Raw genomic sequence first — 22,344 nt, 5'->3', positions numbered from 1 at the left:
CGTGCGGTTACTGCTTGACGAAGCGCGAATCGGTCCAGAGGCCTTGCTGGTCGCTGTTGTCGGCGCTGACGAACTGGACGTCGCCCTGATCGACCGACACCACGCGGAAGCGCTGGCCTTCCGGCACCGACAGGCAACGGTAGTCGTCGAAATACTGCTGCTTCGCCTGCGACTTGCCGTCACGCTCGTGACTCAGTACGGAGTCCAGATTGTCTTTCGACAGACAGCCCCACGCATTCTTCGTCAGCTGGATTTCCTGCTTCGGCTGGACAGCCGCATCGCCGCCCGCCTGGGCGATCGACACCACGGAAAATGCGCCGACAAGGGCAAAGAGGACACCGGTACGTTTCATCATGTTCTGTCTCCAGGCTTGCGGGCACCAGGCTCGGTTAGCTATGTGTTTAAAGGTGATCGTGAACCCGCGTTTTTCACTTTAGAAGACCGGCAAGCGATATCAAGCACATTTGTTGTGCGATCGCAATAGCGGCGAATTGTCGCACCCTGCGCGCACCCGATTTTTTGCTTGCCGCACGCACGCGGCGTTATCTGCCATCGGGTGAATTTGCCCGCGCCGCCGGGCGCAAAGTCCTGTCCAGCAAGACTGTCAGCGAATTTGCGATACGCCGATTGAACGGTTTGGATAATTCATTTCGATATCGGGATCGTTTTGATGCATTGCACATAAAGTCATCCAAAACGATATGAATTTACCGCAGTGCGGCACCGGAATTATCTGATACAAGAAAAATGCCAGGTATAAGCGCACTCGTATTTACCCGTATTTTCCCGAATGGGTCGAGCGCCCCGCAGCGCGTGGCCGCAGGGCGTCTTCGCCACTGTTTTTACCCGGCTTTATTCAGGCCGATTGCGGCCGCTCGAAATAATCGCGCTGGAAGATGCACATGCGATAAGCGTTGTGATACGCACCGTTTCCGAAAAATTCTTCCTTCAATTCCGCCTCGTGCTGGAATCCGCATTTCTCGTATACGTGGATTGCCGCCGCATTCGACGTGTCGACGATCAGGTACAGCTTGCGCATGTTCAGCACCTTGAACGCATATTCGATCGCGAGGCGCGTCGCCTGGCCCGCGTAGCCGCGCCCCTGGCATTGGGGCGCGATAATGATCTGGAACTCGCCGCGACGATGGATGTAGTCGAGCTCGATCAGCTCGACGAGGCCGACCAGTTCGTCTTGCGGATCGACCGCGACGAAGCGGCGCTCGCGCTGGTCGTGCACATGGCGGTCATACAGTTGCGACAGCTCGGAGAAGGTTTCGTACGGCTCCTCGAACCAGTAGCGCATGATCTTCGCGTCGTTGTTCAGTTCGTGAACGAAGCGCAGGTCCTGGCGCTCCAGCGGCCGCAGTGCAAGCGAGTGCTTGTCGTTCTGGAGTTGCATGTTCGTGTCCTTTTTGATGCCCGCGTGCGCGTGAAGCGTCCGGCCGCGGCATCGCGAGCGGGGCGCGTTCCGCGCTGCAAGAAGTTGTCCGCGGGCGAAGTTCAGAGCCTAGAATGGGAGCAAGGGTTCCTGCCACCGCAAGGAGGCTATCGTGATCGAGCAAGTCATACTCGGCATCTTTCTCGTATTGCCACTCGTGATCGTGGCTGCGCTGTTCTCCGACGAACTGTGGCAGGAACATCGGCGCCAGCATCCGCGCGACGAAAACGCACCGCATATCGACTGGAAGCATCCGTGGCGCCGCGTGCGGCGCGGGCACTGAGTCGATCGCCATCCCCGCAGGCACTCCGTCCGGGCCGGTCGCCCCGAACCGAACGGAGCCCCTTCCGCGAAGAACCGATTCCCGCTCAACCAGCGAGACGCCGACGTGAACGACAAATCCGCCCTCCCTCCGCACGATATCCCCGGCGAAGCGATCGATCTGCAGATCGCCGACGTGCTGGCCGCCGTCCGCTACCCGGCGAACAAGGATGCGATCGTCGACGCCGCGCGCGACGCCGGCGCGAGCAACGAAGTGCTGTCGATGCTCGACGGCCTGCCCGAACAGGACTACGCGGACGTCGATGCCGTCACACGCTGGGTCGCCGGCAACTTCGGCCCCGGCCTCGGGATTTGAGCGCGCGCGAATAACGCGATAGGATCGGGCGCACCGGTCGCATCGCGGCCGGATGCATGCTGCCCGGCGCCAAGACGGGGCATGACCGCACGAGCGCCCGGGGGGAATCCATGGAAGGCATTCTGATCCAGCACACGTCGCGTCGTCAGCTCTGGTTCGGCGCGCTGACGGCGCTCGTCATCGTGCTCGCGCTCGGAATCGCCGTGCCGCACGCGAACGTCGCGCTGCCGGTCGTCGAGCCGTTCATGCCGATGTGCGCGCTGACCGTGTTCACCACCGCGAGCATCGCCGCCTTCTTCCTCGGCGCGCAATTCACCGTCACCCGCCAGCCCGTGCTCGGTGCGCTCGGCGGCGCCTATGCATTCACCGCACTCGCCGTCGCGCTGCAGCTGCTCACCTTTCCCGGCGTGTTCGCGCCGCAGGGCTTGCTCGGCGCGCGTCCGCAAAGTGCCGCGTGGATGTGGGTCTTCTGGCATGCCGGCTTTCCCTGCTTCGTGATGGCCGCGCTGCTCGCGCGCGAGCGACTCACGCGTGCGCCGGTCGGCGCCGCGCAGACGCGCCTGTGGACGTTCGCGCTGGTTGGCGGCCCGGCCGTCGCGGCCGCGCTGCTGTGCATGCTCGCGTTGAACGTTGCACTGCCGCCCGCGTTCCATCCGCCGGCCGACGCGGCCGCGCTGCCCGTCAACGGGATCGCGCTGGTCGTATGGATCCTCAATGCGCTCGCGCTCGTCGCCGTGCTGGCCGCCGGCCGGCTGCGCACGACGCTCGACCTGTGGGTCGCGATCGCGGTGCTCGCCGGCCTCACCGACACGACGCTGAACCTGCTGACCACGAACCGCTTCACCGTCGGCTGGTATCTCGCGCGCGTGTTCAGCATGTTCACGCCCGGCGTGCTGGTGTGCGTGCTCGCGTGGGAAGTGACGAAGCTGTATCAGCAGCTGTTCGAAGCACATGCGACGCTGGTTCGTTCGTCCGCGCGCGACGGGCTGACCGGCGCGTTCAACCGCAGCCACTTCAACGATCATTTCCATACGCTGTTTCTGCAGGCGCGGCGGCAAAGCGAGCCGTTGTCGCTGCTGATGGTCGACGTCGATCACTTCAAGGCCTACAACGACGCGTTCGGTCACGTGAAGGGCGACGCATGCCTGATCGCCGTCGCGAATGCGCTGGCCGGTGCGGTGCGACGCCCCGCCGATATCGTCGCGCGCTATGGCGGCGAGGAGTTTGCGATCGTGCTGCCGAACACCGGCGCGCGCGGTGCGCGGGTCGTTGCCGAGGAAGCGCGCGAAGCGGTGCTGCGGCTCGATCTCCCGATGCCTTCGTCGCCGGCGGGGCGCGTGAGCGTCAGCGTCGGTTGCGCGACGGTGTCGGCCGAGGATCTGTCGACGCCCGATGCATTGATCGAAGCTGCCGATGCCGCGCTGTACCACGCGAAGGATGCGGGGCGAAACTGCGTCGTCGTGGCGTGAAAACGTCTGCGGATTGGCGACTTGTTACGGTCATTGTGACCGGAATAATCCGCCGTTACGGATTGCGGCACGGGGAAACGATCGCTTACAGCCGCTGTTGACGGCGCTCGCTATGCTGGATTCATGTCGAATCCGAGCAGGTGAACGCGATGAAGAAAACCCTTTTGCTGATTGCCGGCGTGGCCGTGTTGTTGAGCGGCTGCATCGTGGTGCCTGATGGTGGCGGGTATTACGGTGATGGTGGGTATTACCATCATCATCGCCATTGGGATTGATGCATTCCGCTTCGGCTGCCGCGATGACGCCGTCCGGATCGGATCAGCCGATTGATCCGGACTGCCGGTGACGACCCTGGACCACCTTGGGCGGCCGGCCGTTTATTTCCCGATACAGAACCTGCTGAAAATCACCCCCAGCAGATCATCCGAAGTGAACTCGCCGGTAATCGCATTGAGCTGCTCCTGCGCCAACCGCAGCTCCTCCGCAAACAGATCGAGCGATTGCGCCCGCTGCTCCGCATGATCGGCCGCCTGCGCGAGATGCTCCTGCGCAGCCCGCAACGCAATCAAATGCCGTTCGCGCGCCAGATAAACGCCTTCGGCCCCGGCCTGCCACCCCGCGATTCGCAGCAACTCCGCGCGCAGCATGTCGATCCCGTCGCCGCGCTTCGCCGACAGATGCACCTCGGTCAGGTCGCCTTCGGCCGCCGGATGCTCGACGCACGCCGACACGCCGGTCAGATCCGTCTTGTTCAGCACCCGCACCACCGGCACGCCATCCGGGAACCGCGCCGCGATCGACTCGTCGTCCGCCGTCATCCCCGTGCGCGAATCGAGCAGGTGCAGCACGACGTCCGCGCGCTCGATCTCGCTCCATGTGCGCGCGATCCCGATCCGCTCGACTTCGTCCTCCGTCTCGCGCAACCCGGCCGTATCGATGATGTGCAGCGGAATCCCTTCGACCTGGATCGTTTGTGCGACCTTGTCGCGCGTCGTGCCCGCGATCGGCGTGACGATCGCCAGCTCCGCGCCGGCCAGCGCGTTCAGCAACGACGACTTGCCGACGTTCGGCTGCCCCGCGAGCACGACCGACAACCCCTCGCGCAGCAGCGCGCCCTGCCGCGCGTCGCCGAGCACGTGCGCCAGTTGCTCGCGGATCTTCGCGAGCTTGCCGCGCGCATCGGCCGCTTCCAGGAAGTCGATTTCCTCTTCCGGGAAATCGAGCGTCGCCTCGACCAGCATCCGCAGCGTGATCACATCCTCGACGAGCGCGTGGATCTGTCGCGAGAACGCGCCGTCGAGCGAGCGCCCGGCCGAGCGCGCCGCCGCTTCGGTGCTCGCCTCGATCAGGTCGGCGACGGCCTCGGCCTGCGCGAGGTCCAGCTTGTCGTTCAGAAACGCGCGCCGCGTGAACTCGCCCGGTTCCGCGAGCCGCAGCCCGAAGCCGCGCCCCGCATCCAGGCAGCGCTGCAGCAGCAGCTGCATCACGATCGGCCCGCCATGCCCCTGCAGCTCCAGCACGTGCTCACCCGTGTACGAATGCGGCGCGGGGAAATACAGCGCGATCCCGCGGTCGAGCGGCGCGCCGTGCTCGTCGAGGAACGGCACGTAGCTCGCATGGCGCGGCGCGAGCCGCTGCCCGCACAACGCGTCGATCAGCGGCAACGCGGCCGCCTCGCCGCCGCGCCCGAACGACACGCGGACGACGCCGATGCCACCCCGGCCGGCAGCGGTGGCAATGGCGACGATCGGATCGGAATCGGTAGCAAGCATGGGAATCGGATGAATCGGGTGAACGGATGGTCAATGATGCAATGATGCGCCCGCGCAACGGTGCGGGCATCGGGACGCCGGCATTGTAGCGTGCCGGCCGGCGCGCCACCGGACGCCGCGTCGGTTTCGGAATCGCCCGAATTTATCCCGACGGAGCTAAGGCGAGTCTCAATTCCACGCCCGCACATACTGTCCAATTCGGACGAACAGGCCTGCCGGATTGGCCCGACGCTGCGCCCCCAATTCCTCGACACGGCCCGCGGCAGGTTGGGATTCATCCAAACGAGCTATGTTTAGCCTATATGGTTGTCTGAAAGGCGTCGGTGGAATTGCACAATCACCCCCATGCCGACACCCGAAGAAAAATCAGCGTTTTCGGAACGCCTGAAATTCGCCTTGAGGCGCAGCCCGGAGAAGATCACCGGCGCGACCGAACTCGCGAACCGGTTCAATCTGCGTCACCATGGCGCGCAGCCGGTTTCACCGCAGACCGCGCACAAATGGCTGACCGGCCGGACGATTCCGACGCCGGACAAACTCGAAACGCTCGCCGACTGGTTGCGCGTCGAGCTGCATTGGCTGCATTACGGCCCGTCGCCGAGCGTGACCGAACATCCGACGCCGCAACCGCTGCCGCGCGACGAGCGCTATCCGCCGACGCCCGAGACGATCGAACTCGCGTCGAAGATCGAGGCGCTGCCGCCGCATCAACGTTACCTCGTTCAGGAACTGATCGAGCAGTTCTACGGCAGCGACGCGAAAATCGACGCGAAGAAGGCCTGAACGGCAGCGGTCGACCTCCTCACACGCCGCCGCGTCTCCATCCTCCGGAAACGAAAAAGCCGCATGGAATAAACCATGCGGCTTTTTTACGTGCATCGCGGGCAGCTGGCCGCCCGCGTGTGCGACGGGCGTCAGGCCTTCTTGCCGCCGCCGAGCTTGCGCGTGATGTAGTACTGCTGCGCGATCGACAGCACGTTGTTCACGACGTAGTACAGCACCAGACCGGCCGGGAAGAAGAAGAACATCACCGAGAACGCGATCGGCATGAACTTCATCATCTTCGCCTGGACCGGGTCCGGCGGCGTCGGGTTCAGGCTCGTCTGCACGAACATCGAGACGGCCATCAGCACCGGCAGGATGAAGAACGGATCGCGCTGCGACAGGTCGTGAATCCACAGAATCCACGGCGCACCGCGCATTTCGACCGAGGCGAGCAGCACCCAGTACAGCGAGATGAACACCGGAATCTGGATCACGACCGGCAGGCAGCCGCCGAACGGATTGACCTTCTCGGTCTTGTACAGCTCCATCAGCGCGGCGTTCATCTTCTGCGGATCGCTCTTGAAGCGTTCGCGCAGCGCCTGCATGCGCGGCGTGATTTCCTTCATGCGCGCCATCGACTTGTAGCTCGCGGCCGACAGCGGGAAGAACACGGCCTTGATCAGGACCGTCAGCAGCACGATCGCCCAGCCCCAGTTGCCGACGAAGCCGTGGATCTTCTCGAGCAGCCAGAACAGCGGCTTCGCGATGATCGTCACCCAGCCGTAGTCCTTCACGAGTTCCAGGCCCGGCGCGATGCCTTCGAGCATGCGCTCTTCTTCCGGACCGGCGAACAGGCGTGCCTGCACGTCGGCCGACTGGCCCGGCGCGATCGCCGCGACCGGCTGCTTCACGCCGACGCGGTACAGCGTCGGGTCGATCTTTTCAGCGTAGATGTCGCGCTTCACGCCCTGCTGCGGAATCCAGGCCGACGCGAAGTAGTGCTGCACCATCGCGACCCAGCCGTTGTCGGCGGAATTCACGAAGTCGGCCTTGTTCTTGTCGAGGTCGCTGAAGTTGATCTTCTGGAAATGCTTCGCGTCCGTGTAGACCGCCGGCCCGAGGAACGTATGCGAGAACATCGGCGTTTCGACGGCCGTGTTGTCGCGCACCAGTTCCATGTAGACCGTCGGCGTGACCGGTGCCGTGCCGACGTTGTCGATCTTGGTGTCGACGCCGATCACGTAGCTGCCGCGCGTGAACGTGTAGGTCTTCACGACCTTCACGCCGCCCTTCACCGGCGATTCGAACGACAGCTTCAGCGTGTTCTGGTCGCCCGTCAGCGACGTCGAGCCGGGGTTCAGCTGCGTGTAGACGTCGTTGTGGTTCGGGAAGTCGCCGCCGAGCAGGCCCGAGCGCGCGAGATACGTGTGGCCGGCCGTGTGGTCGAACAGCGTGATGTACAGGTCCGGTTGCTTGCCGTCGCCCTGCTTCTTCAGCGTCAGCTTCGCGAGCGTGCCGCCGCGCGTGTCGATTTCGCCGTCGTACACGTCGGTCGAGAACTTCACGAGCTGCGCCTGCGCGGCCGGTGCCGTCGTCGACGGTGCGGCGCCTGCGGCGGCGGCAGGCACTTCACCTGCGGTCGTCGTCGCGCCCGTGCCCGATGCACCGCCGGCAGCCGCGGGGGCCGTCTGCGTGGCGCTCGGGAAGAACATCGACGGGCGTCCATGGTCGCGCTGCCAGTTGTCGTACAGCATGACAGCTGACATGAAGAAGATCACCCATAGGACGGTGCGTTTGATATCCATGCGTTGTCTCAGAGTCGATGGGACCGCGCGTCGGCTTCGCCGCGAGCGCGAGTGTCGGAGTTGGGCGGCGGGACGAGGTCGATGCCGCCCGCGGAAAACGGATGGCATCGGCACACGCGCCTGACGGCGAGATACGTGCCGCGCGCGGCGCCATGATACTGGATTGCCTCGCGCGCGTAATCCGAACAGGAAGGATAAAAACGGCAACGGTTGCCGAGCATCGGGCTCACGGCAACCTTGTAGAAGCGCAGCAAGGCGATCAATACCGTTTCCATACCTTGGGCGGCGCCGTTCGACGCCGCGTCAAAACCGGCCGGGCGGGCGCGAACGCCGCACCACGGACGGATGCGTCACTCGGACGCGGGCTTCGACGCCCGGCGCGCGATCTCCCGGACTGCCCTGTCGAGCAACTCGCGGATTTCGGCCGCGCACATCGCCGCGAGCGGGGCGGAAGCCGCACTCGGCAGCGCTTTCTTGTCGAAGCGCGTGTGCTGCCGCAGCAGCAGGTCGTAACCGGCGAATTCGGCCCGGCGCAGGCGAAACGCGTCGCGCGCCAGCCGCTTCACGAGGTTGCGCGTGACTGCACGCGGCGCATACTTCTTGCCGATGACGAGCCCCAGACGGGCGGGCTGGCCTGTCGGCTTGCCGTAGATCACGAAGTGCGCGGAACGCCGCCAGGGGCGCAAACGAAAAACGGATGAAAATTCATCCGTTTTCAGAAGTCGCGCAGCTTTCGGGAAGGCGGCTTTCGTCTGCGACGGATTCGCACCCGGCTCGACGGCACCTTCCGCAGGACTGCGGACGGCGGACACAGCGCGCAACCTGCCTTAGATGGCGAGGCGCTTGCGGCCCTTCGCGCGGCGAGCGTTGATGACCTTGCGGCCACCGGCCGTCTTCATGCGGACACGGAAGCCATGGGTGCGCTTGCGGCGCGTCACGGACGGTTGGTAAGTACGTTTCATGATGTTCTCACTTGTTCGAGAATGTCGAAATTCAGGGGACCGCGTGCCCTTAACCGGAGGCATTCGGGCGAACGCAATCGCCGGGAATACAGGATTGGTTTTCGCGGAACCCGCTATTTAAACCGTTTTTCTCTTGACGGTCAATACTTTAGGAGTCGTCCGCCTGTGCCGGCCCACGCCGATCCGGCCCCGCGACCCACAATCCCGGCCTGTGGATAACTCGCGCTGTGGCCGCGTTTGGCGGTAGAATCTCGCCTTATCTCCAAGAATCCCGCACGCCGCTTCGGCACGCGCCTGCCCCGCCAACACTGTGTGAGCAGGCGTCCGAGGCACGCTCGCACGACCGCTTCGGGCCTTGTTGCGCAACCGCGACAAGGGCGCCGGCGAGCCGCGCTGTGCATGCAAAAAACGACAGTTACTTGATGAACGATTTCTGGCAACACTGTTCCGCACTGCTGGAGCGCGAGCTGACGCCCCAGCAGTACGTGACGTGGATCAAACCCTTGGCCCCGGTGGCCTTCGATGCGTCGGCGAACACGCTGTCCATCGCCGCGCCGAACCGCTTCAAGCTGGACTGGGTCAAGAGCCAGTTTTCGGGTCGGATCTCCGATCTGGCCCGCGAATTCTGGAATACGCCGATCGAAATCCAGTTCGTCCTCGATCCGAAGGCCGGCATGCGCAGCGCCCCCGCAGGCGCCGCAGCGGCCCCGCGCGCGCCGCTGGCGCCGAGCGGGCCTGCGGCGACGGTCGCCGCGATCGCCGCCAACCTGACCGCGAATGCCGCCGCCACGCCCAGCGCGCCAGCCGACGTGCCGATGACGCCGTCGGCGGCCGCCGCGCACCACCTGAACGCCGACGACGCCGACATCGACCTGCCGAGCCTGCCCGCGCACGAAGCAGCCGCCGGCCGCCGCACGTGGCGCCCGGGCCCCGGCGCCGCACCCGCGAACGGCGGCGAAGCCGATTCGATGTACGAACGTTCGAAGCTGAACCCCGTGCTCACGTTCGACAACTTCGTGACGGGTAAGGCGAACCAGCTCGCGCGCGCCGCCGCGATCCAGGTCGCGGACAACCCCGGCATCTCGTACAACCCGCTGTTCCTGTACGGCGGCGTTGGCCTCGGCAAGACCCACCTGATCCACGCGATCGGCAACCAGCTGCTGCTCGACAAGGCCGGCGCGCGGATCCGCTACATCCACGCCGAGCAATACGTGTCCGACGTGGTGAAGGCATATCAGCGCAAGGCGTTCGACGACTTCAAGCGCTATTACCACTCGCTCGACCTGCTGCTGATCGACGATATCCAGTTCTTCTCCGGCAAATCGCGCACGCAAGAGGAATTCTTCTACGCGTTCGAGGCGCTCGTCGCGAACAAGGCGCAGGTGATCATCACCAGCGACACGTATCCGAAGGAGATCTCGGGCATCGACGATCGCCTGATCTCGCGCTTCGACTCCGGCCTCACCGTCGCGATCGAGCCGCCCGAGCTGGAAATGCGCGTCGCGATCCTGATGCGCAAGGCGCAGTCGGAAGGCGTGAACCTGTCGGAGGACGTCGCGTTCTTCGTCGCGAAGCACCTGCGCTCGAACGTGCGCGAGCTCGAAGGCGCGCTGCGCAAGATCCTCGCGTATTCGAAGTTCCACGGCCGCGAGATCTCGATCGAGCTGACCAAGGAAGCGCTGAAGGACCTGCTGACCGTGCAGAACCGGCAAATTTCGGTCGAGAACATCCAGAAGACCGTCGCCGACTTCTACAACATCAAGGTCGCCGACATGTATTCGAAGAAGCGTCCGGCGAACATCGCGCGGCCGCGGCAGATTGCGATGTACCTGGCGAAGGAGCTCACGCAGAAGAGCCTGCCGGAAATCGGCGAGCTGTTCGGCGGGCGCGATCACACCACTGTGCTGCACGCGGTGCGCAAGATCGCGGACGAGCGCAGCAAGGACGCGCAGCTCAACCACGAGCTGCACGTGCTGGAGCAGACGCTGAAGGGCTGAGCGCGCGCACCGCGCTTGATAATTCGGCCTCCGCCCCAATTTAAGGGGGGCGGTTCGGTTTTGAGGCACAATACTGGTTTGACCGCCCCGGTGGTGGCGGGCCAAGAGCCCGGCCGGCGGGGCGCTGCGAGGCTGCTGCGCTGCAGGCCGTTACTCAACGAAGGAACTCTATGCAACTGGTCAAGACCGAACGAGACACACTCCTCAGGCCGCTGCAAACGGTCAGCGGCATCGTCGAACGCCGCCATACGTTGCCGATCCTCGCCAACCTGCTGATCACCAAGAACGGCCCGGACGTTTCATTCCTGTCGACCGACCTGGAGCTGCAGATCACCACGCGCGCCGATTTCGGCGTCGGCGGCGACCAGGTGGCCACCACCGTCGCGGCCCGCAAGCTGCTCGACATCCTGCGCGCGATGCCTGACGGCCAGGTCACGCTGTCGCTCGCCGACAAGCGCCTCACCGTTCAGTCCGGCAAGAGCCGCTTCGCACTGCAGACGCTCGCGGCCGACGAGTTCCCGACCGTCGCGCAGGCGAAGGATTTCGGCGCCACGCTCACCGTCCCGCAGAAGTCGTTCCGCCAGCTGCTCGGCATGGTCCACTTCGCGATGGCGCAGCAGGACATCCGCTACTACCTGAACGGCATGCTGCTCGTCGTCGACGGCGACCAGCTGATGGCCGTGGCCACCGACGGCCACCGCCTCGCGTTCTCGTCGATGAAGCTCGAAGGCGGCACGTTCGGCCGCCAGGAAGTCATCGTGCCGCGCAAGACGATTCTCGAGCTGCAGCGCCTGCTCGAGGACATCGACGACACCGTCACCATCGACATCGCGCAGACCCAGGCCAAGTTCACGTTCGGCCAGGTCGAGCTCGTGTCGAAACTCGTCGAGGGCAAGTTCCCCGACTTCCAGCGCGTGATCCCGAAGGCGCACAAGAACACGTTCGAGATCGGCCGTGAAGAGCTGCAGCGTTCGCTGCAGCGCGCGGCGATCCTGACTTCGGACAAGTTCAAGGGCGTGCGCTGCATCATCGCGCCGGGCCAGCTGAAGATCATGTCGACCAACGCCGATCAGGAAGAGGCGCAGGAAGAACTGGAAATCGCCTACCAGGGCGATACCGTCGACATCGGCTTCAACGTCACGTATCTGCTCGACGTGCTCGCGAACCTGAAGGTCGACACCGTGCAGGTGAGCCTCGGCGACGCCAGCTCGAGCGCGCTGATTACCGTGCCCGAGAACGACGAGTTCAAGTATGTCGTGATGCCGATGCGCATCTGACGCGCTCGACATCACGATACACACCAGGGGGCGGCAAGCCCCTTTGGCGTTTTTATGGCGAACCGACAACCCGTCCCTTTGGCGCCTTTTCGGCGCTTCGGACGGGCCAGGAAACTGGAGCGGCCCGGCGATTTCTCTCGCTGAAACGCACCGCGCCGCCACGAGAGTGGCCTCGCAGAACCGGAAGATATCCATGAGTGAACAGCACAATTCGCAACCCGATAACAGCAGCTACGGCGCCTCGTCGATCCAGATCCTCGAGGGTCTGGAAGCGGTGCGCAAGCGCCCCGGGATGTACATCGGCGACACGTCTGACGGCACCGGTCTGCACCACCTCGTATTCGAGGTGCTCGACAACTCGATCGACGAAGCGTTGGCCGGGTACTGCAATGACATCCACGTGACGATTCACGCCGACAACTCGATTTCCGTGACCGACAACGGCCGCGGGATTCCGACCGACGTGAAGATGAACGACAAGCACGAACCGAAGCGTAGCGCGGCTGAAATCGTGATGACCGAGCTGCATGCCGGCGGGAAGTTCGACCAGAACAGCTACAAGGTGTCCGGCGGCCTGCACGGCGTGGGCGTGTCGTGCGTGAACGCGCTGTCGAGCTGGCTGCGCCTCACCGTGCGCCGCGACGGCAAGAAGCGTTTCATGGAGTTCCATCGCGGCATCGCGCAGGATCGCGTGCTCGAGACCGTGGACGGCGTGGAAGTGTCGCCGATGCATGTGGTTGGCGATACCGAGAACCGCGGCACCGAAGTGCACTTCATGGCCGATCCGACCATTTTCGGCACGGTCGAGTATCACTACGACATCCTCGCGAAGCGGATGCGCGAGCTTTCGTTCTTGAACAACGGCGTGCGGATTCGTCTCACGGACCTGCGCTCGGGCAAGGAAGACGATTTCGCGTTCGCCGGCGGGGTGAAGGGCTTCGTCGAGTACATCAACAAGACGAAGACCAACCTGCACCCGACGGTTTTCTTTGCCAACGGCGAGAAGGACGGCGTGGGCGTCGAAGTCGCGATGCAGTGGAACGACAGCTACAACGAAAACGTGCTGTGCTTCACGAACAACATTCCGCAGCGCGACGGCGGCACGCACCTGACCGGCCTGCGGGCCGCGATGACGCGCGTCATCAACAAGTACATCACCGACAACGAAATCGCGAAGAAGGCGAAGGTCGAGACGACCGGCGACGACATGCGCGAAGGGCTGTCGTGCGTGCTGTCCGTGAAGGTGCCGGAGCCGAAGTTCAGCTCGCAGACGAAGGACAAGCTGGTTTCTTCCGAGGTTCGTGCGCCGGTTGAAGAGGTTGTGGCGAAGGCGCTGGAAGAATTCCTTTTGGAAACGCCGATCGACGCGAAGATCATCTGCGGAAAGATCGTTGAGGCTGCTCGGGCGCGGGATGCTGCGCGGAAGGCGCGTGAGATGACGCGACGCAAGGGCGTGCTCGATGGCGTCGGGCTGCCGGGCAAGCTCGCGGATTGTCAGGAGAAGGATCCGGCCAAGTGCGAAATCTACATCGTCGAGGGCGACTCGGCAGGTGGGTCGGCAAAGCAAGGGCGTGATCGCAAGTTCCAGGCGATCCTGCCGCTGCGCGGCAAGGTGCTGAACGTCGAGAAGGCGCGCTACGACAAGCTGCTGTCGTCGGAGCAGATCGTCACGCTCGTGACCGCGCTTGGCTGCGGCATCGGCAAGGATGATTACAACCTCGAGAAGCTGCGCTATCACCGCATCATCATCATGACCGACGCGGACGTCGACGGTGCGCACATCCGGACGCTGCTGCTCACGTTCCTGTATCGCCAGATGCCGGACATGATCGAGCGCGGGTATGTGTATATCGCGCAGCCGCCGCTTTACAAGATCAAGGCGGGCAAGGACGAGCGGTATCTGAAGGATGACGTGGAGTTGAACGCGCATATGCTGCGGTTGGCGCTGCAAGGGTCGGAGCTGGTGCCTGGGGAGAATGCGGCGGCGATTTCGGGCGATGCGCTTGGGGAGTTGGCGCGGTCGTATCTGCTGTCGCAGAGCGTGATCGAGCGCTTGAGCCGGTTGTATGACCCGGCCGCGCTGGAAGCGGTCATGGATGGGGTGGTGATCGATCTCTCCAACGAGGAGTCGACCGAGGCTTCGGCGAAGGCTCTGCATGCGGCGTTGCATGATGAGGCTTTGAAGAACGAAGTACGGGTTGTGCCCTCGTATGACCCGGTTCGCGAACAGCGGGCGCTGCATGTCGAGCGGACGCATCACGGCAACGTTCGGGTTTCGGTCATCGACCAGGAATTCCAGCACACGGCGGACTATCAGCAGCTCGTAACCACCGCGAATACGTTCAAGGGGCTCATCGGGGAAGGTGCGGTCATCAAGCGCGGTGAGCGCAGCATGGCTGTCGCGGACTTCAAGAGCGCGATGAAGTGGCTGCTGGCGGATGCTGAACGCAACGTCTCCAAACAACGCTATAAGGGCCTCGGCGAGATGAACCCCGAGCAGCTGTGGGAAACGACGATGGATCCGGCAGTGCGGCGTCTGCTCCGTGTGCAGATCGAGGATGCTATTGCTGCGGATGGGATCTTTACTACGCTCATGGGCGATGATGTCGAGCCGCGGCGGGCGTTTATCGAGTCGAATGCGTTGCGGGCGGGGAATATTGACGTTTGAGGTTGACGAATGCCCGGCCCTCGAGAGCTTGATCCGTAGGTCAAGTGTCGCATCACTTCCGTCGGACCGAAATCCCATTTCAAATCAATATAATGCGCCGCTTCTTCAAGCGGCGCATTTTCTTTCCGGTCCGGGCTTGACCAAAACTTGGACTTGCTCGCATGGGTCGCCACATCGCTAAGCGCTAGGCATGCGTTGATTTACATCACATCCGCTCGTTTCCCCTGCCAGCTCGTCGAGCATCAACAATGGCGTGCCGCGCAGCACGTGGCAGCCACAACTCGCCCCAGCAAAAGTGCGATAGCCCTAGCCCAATCGTCCCGCACATGACGCTGCTCTGCTGGGCTGTTGTGTCAAATATCAAAAGGTGTCAATTTCGCGTCGAAGGCGACACGAAAGGGCGATCGTCGATAGAGCCCCTCACGGAACCGGGGGCACCACTCGCAGGCCCCAAAGCAACCCCGCCGTCCCAATTGAGTGCCGCCGGTTCGATCGTAATTGGCTCAACATTCTTGTATGTATCTGCATCGCACAGCACATGCCTAAGACACGAAAACTGGTCCCATCCATCGAGCCCTTACCTTTATGTCAGTAAGCCCGGCGAAGAAAGGTGCCCATAACCGTTCCTGAGCACGTCCAATAATATTTCTATATTCCGGCAGAGCTCTTAGTCGCCTCCATACAGCACCGTCGTGCTGCCCAATAGAAAAATCTATCGCTAGAATCGGACAGTGCGGGGCAAACGGGACGCGGGGGCCAGGCGTCTGAAGCAACCCTTTCCAATCTGTTGTAACTACGTTATCTAGATCACTCCCCGGCACGAACCCTGCCTGCGCCGCGAACGCATCTTGAGCATGACCACCCCGCTGAAAATGGAAATATGGATGAGGTTCATGCGGAGGCGGATCAGTAGGAAACGTATGACTATCGACTCGCCAATGGTCCTCAAGATCGATAACACAGTTGTTTAGCTCCAATTTCCCCAAAACTTTCACCTGGAAATCAGCACGATGGGGGAGGTGGTCCACGTCCCAATTACGCCCGAGCTCAAACGCAAATCTGATTTCTGCATCCACCACATCACTATTGTGAGGATGCAATCCCTTCTTTCTCGGACAAGGCAATGGGATACCGTGGCTAACCGTCATTTCACGTCTAGCGCTCCAAGTCTGCGTAAGATGACCGAGAACAGTAAACAATCCATTAGCCGTAGGCTGCGTGGTCACCTCCTGAGATAGTTGCGTGGCAAATTCGCAAAAATCATCGGAAAATTGGTCCCAGGACATGATTATTATTTATATTTTCTCAAAAGACGCAAAATGTCATTCCGACTCAACCTCAAATCATCCTTTTCTTGGCAGGCGAACTTAAGAGACGCATAGGGCTGATCAACCCATGAGGGTATGTCTGATCTCAGGGTAACTCGGACTGCGTCCGTCGCATCAATCGGGAAATCTATAGGAGGGTCCTGCTCACGGCAAAGTTGGCAGAAGCGCCATGGGCGGGAGCCTGGACTACCCTCGGGCAATTGCAGCGCAACAAGTCCCTCGATCTTAAGTTTCTCCTGAAGTGTATCAATTCGCTGTTCAGCTGTTAGACTGACCAATGGAACATCCGCGCTGATCCTTTCAAACCACCAAGCGTCAAGACCGCGAGCCCACCAACGGATGAAATACGCCCCCCCAACACCGCGAAACTGAAAAGGCAAAGTCGCTACGAATTCCTTCCATGCCTTATCCGATCGTTGTGCATCCACTCCCAGTCTAACTGCCAATAGACCTTCATCAATCAAAAGACCGGGCGGCGTCAAAAAACTACGCACATACACGCCTGCAGCGACATGCGCCGCGGTCTGTAGACTGGAGAGCAAACGATCCCTAAATCCATCATGACCTAAAATTTCTATATCAGATTGAGAACATCCCACTATATTGGCAAAAAATGATTCATCGATCTTTTCCACACTCGTCAGTGCATCGTAAACTTGCCGAATCCCTCTCAATCCAGCAATAACCGCATCGATATCTCTTTGCACAGCTTCTTTTTGTACTTTCAGATCGAACAAATCGTCACTGGTTGGATCTCCGCGCACATTCTTCTGCACCGGCGCAAGCGCAGCGAAACGAACAATCGGGTATTCTGGAATCGTCCCAGCTCGTTGTTTTACACGAATATCTTGAGCAATTCCCGGCCCCGTTCCCGTTTCGCCCTGAATCGAAGATAAGTCGATATCTACCAAAACACCCGCAGGATGACGTTCGCCCGACAAGAGAGCAGAACGTGCCATATCCGGTGTCATCACCTCGACGCCAAAACCACCTTTAGCAGATAGAGCATCGGCGAACGCCTGTGCTTCGCTCGCGGCGTCATCAACAAAAATCCAGATATCATCATTGGCCATCATCGTCCTCAGCAGGAAGCTGAATTTCGAAGCACGTCACGAATCCCGCGGGGGGAGTTTCCAATGAAACTTCCCCGCCGGCATTTGAGACAATTTGATGAACAATCCATAGTCCCAACCCAGTTCCACGAGCATGGTCGCCATCTGGCGCACCACCTGATGGTGCTACGCCTGTGGTGAAGAATGGATCAAATATTCGCTCCTGATACTCATCAGGGATACCATCACCCGAATCACAAAATCGCAATCTGACACGGGATTTTGGCCCATTAATTCGATCACCGACGATTAATATTCGACGAACATTTCCCGATCGCTTTAGCGCTTTAACGGCGTTTGTGTATAAATTGAGAAGCACCGACGCGAGTTCCGCTTCGTGCATGGGTGTTGCGAACAATGGATCATACGACGGCAACGCGATCGCGAGTGACACCGATTGCGACTCGGCCTGCTGACGAATCCCGGCATGGAAACGTTCGATCGTCTTACTTAAGCTAATGGCGCGCATCCCACGAGCCGACCTCGCGCTGGCCAAATCATTTAGATAAGAAGTTAGGGTATCGAGCCGCGATAGCATCGAGCGCGCCCTTGTCGCCTGAGCTGCGAATAGAGGATTCCCTCCCTCCGCTTCCAAGGCAATCTCCAATACTCGATCAAAATCAAGTCTGAATGCGTCAAACGTCATTCCTGTTTCGTGACTAAATTCGGCCGTAGTCATGCCAAGCGTTGCCAGAAAACGAAGCATAGACGTTTCGTCCGCGAGTTCAGCTTGCGCCGCTTCGATACCCTTTTGCGTTTCGACGACTATTTCAGCAGCAGCAGCAGCGTTCTGGATAACCTCCAATACGTTTTCGGTAGGTGCTGACGGTAGCTGAGAGAGATTTCCGACTTTCTCCGCTGCAGATTTAGTGGCAAGAACTGCGGCTTTCAATCGTTCGAGATTATCACTAGAACCCGTGGAATGCCTCGGCTTCGCCCCTGCTTTCGTTTTTCTTCCACGACTTGCGGCAATTCGAGTCGCAGCCGTAATAAGAACCGTCGACACAAGGTCTTTAAGTTCAAGAAAAGCTGGCGTTTCAATTAGGCCTTCTCTCGACGTGTGCTCTTCAAAGAGTATTCCGTCGACGTCCTGCACCTCCACGACACCAAAAAAATTTCGGTTAGCCGTAGGAACCAAAATACTTCGCTTGGCATAAGTTTCATCCAGCCGCAACCAATCGTTGTCTGGATCACCGTAGGGCACGACTCGAAAGCCATTACGGTATAACCTAATACCGCCCCTGCTTGCAAGTTCGTCTCTAACGCGCGCAAAGACAAGAGCCGGAAGCAGCGATGGATCCAGAATGACGTAATAGGCCTTCATCCATATGTTCTTAAGATGAACACACGATGAAACGCGAGCATCCGGTCCGTCGGCATAAACTGGTTGCCAGTCGAAGGGTTCATCAAATCTATTCCGCGAAATTTTCCATGCAGAAGCTCCGGCAGAATCAACTTTCAGTTCAACGATCGCGTGTAGATGGTCGAGAATCTCCGTCTGCAGATCAGCAACGACGGTTTCGTCATGAAACAACTGGTCCTCTCGAAGAAACTTAACGGTAAAACCAGGATCTGCGTCCGGTTTCGATTCGATTGGAGCGACAGGGAATGGTTGCTGTAGTGACAGAACACCGCGCCAGCATCGCCTAATTTGGGCGTCAGACCATTCGTCGAGCAATGACTCCATCCGTAAGGTTGTGCCTGGTTCCAAGTCCGACATGTCCTCGAGGATTACCGGCACTTCGCTTAGTGCCCGTCCTGAAGTGAAGCCGGCCCAGTCGACGGTCAGCTTGAGCCCTGTAACATCCTCTCGGCGACGTGTTGTCAATACAAGTCGATCACCCAAACGATGGGTAGCAAAACGGCCAATACCTTTTCGCCCTGCCCGCTGCCGCTTAAACTTTGGCGAATACGGAGAGCGTATTTTCAAGTCACTCGCTAATCTCAAAAATCCGCACAGGACGTCATCTCGCGACATACCCGATCCATTGTCGCGAATTTCCAGATAAGGGCTTCCAAAATTTTCTGAAAAAACAACTGACACCTCGGTAGCATCCGCGTCGAAACTGTTCTTAATTAGCTCAATTAATGCAGTTTCCTGCTTCGAGACCAACTCTCGCCCCAATCTCGTGACAATTGCTGCATCAGCTTCGAAATAGAATTTTTCGCTCAATTAAGTCTCCTGGCCTGTCACAGCGATTCGCCTTTTTTTTCGCGCGTCTGCAAGCTCGGACTGTAGTTCCGCTCTGATCCGCTCCCATTTTCTCCCGAACAACTTTGGCATATACGCACTATCAACCAAGTCCCGGGCCAAGCATCGATTATTTTCGCGCAGGGCGAGATTAACATCAGCCAACAAATTATCAGTAAAAACCGAGGGGATGTTTAACACTGGAATTCTACGCGCCTCGCCAATCTCGAACTTCAGAAGGCCACCACCATACGCCCGTCCGATCTTTTCAGCTGCAAGTTGGCCGTAGGTCGAGAGAACGGTGAGTGCCGCTGCAGCTTTTTGTTCACGATGTAGCATCTCATTAAATGCAATTCGGTGTAGCGTGTTCGTGCAGACGATGCCCTGTCCGAGTAACACTACGCGCGGCCCCCCGTCGTTCATATACGTGAATACCGCGTCGTACCGGTCTTCAATCTGCACCAACCACCAAGGATTGCGCTTCTTGAACCAAACGACTGACTCCAGATCGGCGGCGGGAATCGCTTCGAGGTAGTCTCTAATTCTCTTGCTAAAGCGAGTGGGACGAAGTAGTAGGGTTTTATGCCCTTCCTTAGCCAACTCCGTTAGCTCTGCGCTGTCTAAACATACGCCTCGTAGTTGAGCAGTTCGCGAAACCACGGGCACTACATTATTTAGATTTATTCCAGCACTTCTACGGTCTGCTTCGGATAGAAGGAAAACTTTATTACGTCCTGTAACTGCCCCAATTGATATCGATGCAATCTCTCCCAATCTAACAACAGCTTGTTCGATTGCTTCAAAAGACGGGCTTGGGGCGTCTACATGATCAATAGCCAATCCTTCCGCTGTAATATAGCCACGCATATAGGTCTCGGCACGACCTTCTTTGTAACCGTCAGCGAGAATTACCGCACCGGCCTCCTCAGCGGGCGCACTCCACATCGGCCGACTGGGAAGCTCATAGATGCCCACAGAGCGGAATTGGTCTGAAATCCGTCTTAACAACGCATCTCCATGCTTCGTAAAAATAGCCGAACGAGGTACGATAAATGCCAATCTCCCGCCTACCCTGAGAAATTCGGTCGCATGCACAAGAAAGTGTACCCAAAGACCAGACGCACCATGGGTAGCAAAGCGCTGCCTGAGGTACTTTCTTGCCTCCTCTGGAATTGAATGATTACGATTGAAAGGCGGATTAGCCAATACCGCGTCAAAAGGTCTGAATTCGGAGGCGGTTTGATGCAAGAAATTTGCCTCAACAATAGTAGTTCGAGGAAAATCTTTGCTACGAAGTTCGCTGATCGCCGTAGGATCGATGTCAAAGGCGACAATATCGCAAGCCGGAACTGGGGTTAGCTCCTGGACTCGCGCGAGCGCCGCTTTTACAAGGGCGCCGTTCCCAGCACTGGGCTCAAGAATACGATCGCCACCCGTGCGGATCACCCATCGCGCCAACGTCGCAGCAGTGACCTCGGGTGTATAAAAGGAGCCCAACAGCTTGGCGCGCGCGGGGCCTGCAGTCATGCTCAACAAAGCATCCCGCTCGATTTTCATAGAGACATAGCCATTTGGGTTTTTATCGAAACAACACTAGCATCGACCACGTTGCCGAACCCCGTTGCTTGCTCGGGGAACTGTTCTAGCGGGCACCCCGGGGGCTGCCGTAGGCGGAAGGTCCGAAAGTATACCGCTGTGAAGTGTACGACCGGTGATGGCAGCGTAACATCGTCGCGCAGTGCTGTTGACTCGGACGAATCCCCGATGCGCCGGTGTCACCGGATCCCAAGAGCTTTGAGCTTGGCCCAACTCGCGCCGCTGCGCAAATGTTGCTTCAATGCACAAAATCGCGACGTCAAAGTTGCTCGAGATCACTAAATCATCCTGGTTAGACCCTTTATAAGACCGCAGCACTATAAGTGCCTTAAGGAGTCTTCGGACTTCCTGCAACGGCCCGATCGAAGCCACGGCGCAAGGGCTGCATCCGCTTGGTGACTCGCCACTGGCACCGACTCGGATCGCCGTGCCGCGAGCTTCCCCGCAAAGATCCCGCGCATGTACCAAGGCGCCATCAAAAAGCCGCTCGATTGCGTGCCTTCGCTGCTTGAACAGATCTCGCAACGCACGCCGACGCTGGCGCACCACAAAATCGTCGAACGCTTTCTTCAAGATCGACGCACGCCCTCCATTTACCAACGATCTCCCTCTCTATCGAGTCTCGATCCCAGCCCCGAAGATTACCTTCAAGCGCCCTGTATGTACCCATGGATCTGGCCACCGCGCAGGAGAATGGCGATCGACGTACCGTGGTGCCCAAAGACGTCCATCCCTCATGGTTGACTCCACCGTTTGGCTACCTGGCAACTAAATCGATTTATGAGATGAGCCACGAACTAAACTATCCGTAGCGTGCGAGATAGAGAAGATAGCTTCGCTAGATATCGCGAATTAGAAGGAAGGCTGAAGAGAGAGCACACCGGAAACTGAACACGACGTATTACCCGTGGATCAAATTGGCGGGCGTATGGCTTGAGGACGCGGGATTCGAGGCTGGAGAACACGTCCGGATTACTGTCGAGCACCAGCGACTCATCATCACGCCGATGTGATCGGCGCATTGCCCATGGTGGGCGTCGCAAGTCACCATCCGCCTAGGTAGCTCGGTGCCCGATACTCCGCACCGTTAGTAACGGTGACAAGCGACGATCGTGCTGCAATTGCAGCGGGCCGGTCAACTCAGGCCCGCTGCCGTGTAGCCTTTCGGCACGAGCTGGGACCCATGCTAGGCGCACCACAAATTTCCGCCGCCCCAATGCAAAAACCCCCGCCTTTCGGGCGGGGGTTTCTGGCTTAGGGAGCCTGACGATTACCTACTTTCACACGGGAATCCGCACTATCATCGGCGTAGAGTCGTTTCACGGTC

19 protein-coding genes are annotated in these 22,344 nt (G+C 60.0%); 9 read left to right on the top strand and 10 right to left on the bottom strand.

Going from position 1 to position 22,344, the window contains the following annotated elements; genetic code table 11:
- Nucleotides 1–7: 7 nt before the first annotated feature.
- Together sap1 and speG are read right to left on the bottom strand one after the other, a co-directional pair.
- The gene (gene sap1 / locus WS46_RS23225; protein ID WP_044848669.1) at nucleotides 8–355 is read right to left on the bottom strand and encodes a surface attachment protein Sap1; all 348 of its coding nucleotides are present in this window, start codon (nucleotides 353–355) and stop codon (nucleotides 8–10) included.
- A gap of 501 nt (nucleotides 356–856) precedes the next feature.
- Nucleotides 857–1,399: a spermidine N1-acetyltransferase gene (speG, locus tag WS46_RS23220; RefSeq protein WP_059691900.1), complete on the bottom strand. Its 543-nt coding sequence runs from the start codon at nucleotides 1,397–1,399 to the stop codon at nucleotides 857–859.
- A 151-nt stretch (nucleotides 1,400–1,550) separates the two neighbouring features.
- Between speG and WS46_RS36135 the strand changes: the two genes are divergently transcribed.
- The 4 genes from WS46_RS36135 (at nucleotide 1,551) to WS46_RS36570 (ending at nucleotide 3,819) form a co-directional block, all read left to right on the top strand.
- On the top strand, nucleotides 1,551–1,721 hold the full coding sequence (locus tag WS46_RS36135; protein WP_006489933.1) for a hypothetical protein: 171 nt from the start codon (nucleotides 1,551–1,553) through the stop codon (nucleotides 1,719–1,721).
- A gap of 105 nt (nucleotides 1,722–1,826) precedes the next feature.
- The gene (locus tag WS46_RS23215; protein WP_059534862.1) at nucleotides 1,827–2,075 is read left to right on the top strand and encodes a DUF2795 domain-containing protein; all 249 of its coding nucleotides are present in this window, start codon (nucleotides 1,827–1,829) and stop codon (nucleotides 2,073–2,075) included.
- A gap of 110 nt (nucleotides 2,076–2,185) precedes the next feature.
- Nucleotides 2,186–3,544 (top strand): sensor domain-containing diguanylate cyclase, encoded by a 1,359-nt coding sequence (locus tag WS46_RS23210; protein WP_059691899.1) that lies wholly within the window; start codon nucleotides 2,186–2,188, stop codon nucleotides 3,542–3,544.
- A 149-nt stretch (nucleotides 3,545–3,693) separates the two neighbouring features.
- A complete protein-coding gene (locus WS46_RS36570) occupies nucleotides 3,694–3,819 on the top strand; it encodes a hypothetical protein (protein ID WP_256980637.1) in 126 nt (41 codons plus the stop codon).
- A 102-nt stretch (nucleotides 3,820–3,921) separates the two neighbouring features.
- Here the strand turns inward: WS46_RS36570 and mnmE are convergent, their stop codons facing one another.
- On the bottom strand, nucleotides 3,922–5,316 hold the full coding sequence (mnmE, locus tag WS46_RS23205) for a tRNA uridine-5-carboxymethylaminomethyl(34) synthesis GTPase MnmE (protein WP_059691898.1): 1,395 nt from the start codon (nucleotides 5,314–5,316) through the stop codon (nucleotides 3,922–3,924).
- Nucleotides 5,317–5,661: 345 nt separating this feature from the next.
- Here mnmE and WS46_RS23200 point away from each other — a divergent pair, with 345 nt between their 5' ends.
- Nucleotides 5,662–6,099, top strand: a complete 438-nt coding sequence (locus tag WS46_RS23200) for a helix-turn-helix domain-containing protein (protein WP_059534856.1) — start codon at nucleotides 5,662–5,664, stop codon at nucleotides 6,097–6,099.
- A 131-nt stretch (nucleotides 6,100–6,230) separates the two neighbouring features.
- Here WS46_RS23200 and yidC read toward each other — a convergent pair whose 3' ends face one another.
- The 4 genes from yidC to rpmH all read right to left on the bottom strand — a co-directional run bounded on the left by yidC (nucleotide 6,231) and on the right by rpmH (nucleotide 8,848).
- Nucleotides 6,231–7,886 (bottom strand): membrane protein insertase YidC, encoded by a 1,656-nt coding sequence (yidC, locus tag WS46_RS23195; protein WP_059534854.1) that lies wholly within the window; start codon nucleotides 7,884–7,886, stop codon nucleotides 6,231–6,233.
- Nucleotides 7,887–7,894: 8 nt separating this feature from the next.
- Nucleotides 7,895–8,161 (bottom strand): membrane protein insertion efficiency factor YidD, encoded by a 267-nt coding sequence (gene yidD / locus WS46_RS23190; RefSeq protein WP_006750110.1) that lies wholly within the window; start codon nucleotides 8,159–8,161, stop codon nucleotides 7,895–7,897.
- A gap of 75 nt (nucleotides 8,162–8,236) precedes the next feature.
- The gene (gene rnpA, locus WS46_RS23185) at nucleotides 8,237–8,698 is read right to left on the bottom strand and encodes a ribonuclease P protein component (RefSeq protein WP_031401531.1); all 462 of its coding nucleotides are present in this window, start codon (nucleotides 8,696–8,698) and stop codon (nucleotides 8,237–8,239) included.
- Nucleotides 8,699–8,713: 15 nt separating this feature from the next.
- Nucleotides 8,714–8,848: a 50S ribosomal protein L34 gene (rpmH, locus tag WS46_RS23180; protein ID WP_004198824.1), complete on the bottom strand. Its 135-nt coding sequence runs from the start codon at nucleotides 8,846–8,848 to the stop codon at nucleotides 8,714–8,716.
- Between the two features lie 422 nt (nucleotides 8,849–9,270).
- Here rpmH and dnaA point away from each other — a divergent pair, with 422 nt between their 5' ends.
- The 3 genes from dnaA (at nucleotide 9,271) to gyrB (ending at nucleotide 14,790) form a co-directional block, all read left to right on the top strand.
- A complete protein-coding gene (dnaA, locus tag WS46_RS23175) occupies nucleotides 9,271–10,845 on the top strand; it encodes a chromosomal replication initiator protein DnaA (protein WP_059691897.1) in 1,575 nt (524 codons plus the stop codon).
- A gap of 170 nt (nucleotides 10,846–11,015) precedes the next feature.
- The gene (gene dnaN / locus WS46_RS23170) at nucleotides 11,016–12,122 is read left to right on the top strand and encodes a DNA polymerase III subunit beta (RefSeq protein WP_006756934.1); all 1,107 of its coding nucleotides are present in this window, start codon (nucleotides 11,016–11,018) and stop codon (nucleotides 12,120–12,122) included.
- A 193-nt stretch (nucleotides 12,123–12,315) separates the two neighbouring features.
- The gene (gene gyrB / locus WS46_RS23165; protein WP_059691896.1) at nucleotides 12,316–14,790 is read left to right on the top strand and encodes a DNA topoisomerase (ATP-hydrolyzing) subunit B; all 2,475 of its coding nucleotides are present in this window, start codon (nucleotides 12,316–12,318) and stop codon (nucleotides 14,788–14,790) included.
- 1,291 nt (nucleotides 14,791–16,081) lie between these two features.
- Here the strand turns inward: gyrB and WS46_RS35600 are convergent.
- The 3 genes from WS46_RS35600 to WS46_RS34395 are packed head-to-tail and all read right to left on the bottom strand — an operon-like array spanning nucleotide 16,082 to nucleotide 20,978.
- Complete coding sequence (locus WS46_RS35600; protein ID WP_156443175.1) at nucleotides 16,082–17,194, bottom strand: hypothetical protein; 1,113 nt, start codon at nucleotides 17,192–17,194, stop codon at nucleotides 16,082–16,084.
- The gene (locus WS46_RS34400) at nucleotides 17,181–19,403 is read right to left on the bottom strand and encodes a sensor histidine kinase (protein ID WP_082725385.1); all 2,223 of its coding nucleotides are present in this window, start codon (nucleotides 19,401–19,403) and stop codon (nucleotides 17,181–17,183) included. The genes WS46_RS35600 and WS46_RS34400 overlap by 14 nt, the downstream gene beginning before the upstream one ends.
- Complete coding sequence (locus WS46_RS34395; RefSeq protein WP_082725384.1) at nucleotides 19,404–20,978, bottom strand: class I SAM-dependent DNA methyltransferase; 1,575 nt, start codon at nucleotides 20,976–20,978, stop codon at nucleotides 19,404–19,406.
- A gap of 881 nt (nucleotides 20,979–21,859) precedes the next feature.
- Between WS46_RS34395 and WS46_RS34390 the strand changes: the two genes are divergently transcribed.
- The gene (locus tag WS46_RS34390) at nucleotides 21,860–22,030 is read left to right on the top strand and encodes a SymE family type I addiction module toxin (RefSeq protein WP_082725383.1); all 171 of its coding nucleotides are present in this window, start codon (nucleotides 21,860–21,862) and stop codon (nucleotides 22,028–22,030) included.
- Nucleotides 22,031–22,344 lie beyond the last annotated feature (314 nt).

It is taken from the genome of Burkholderia sp. RF4-BP95 (assembly GCF_001521985.1).
Taxonomy (GTDB): domain Bacteria; phylum Pseudomonadota; class Gammaproteobacteria; order Burkholderiales; family Burkholderiaceae; genus Burkholderia; species Burkholderia diffusa.
The sequence above is the reverse complement of the archived record's forward strand: the minus strand, read 5'-3'. Positions and strand labels throughout refer to the sequence as shown.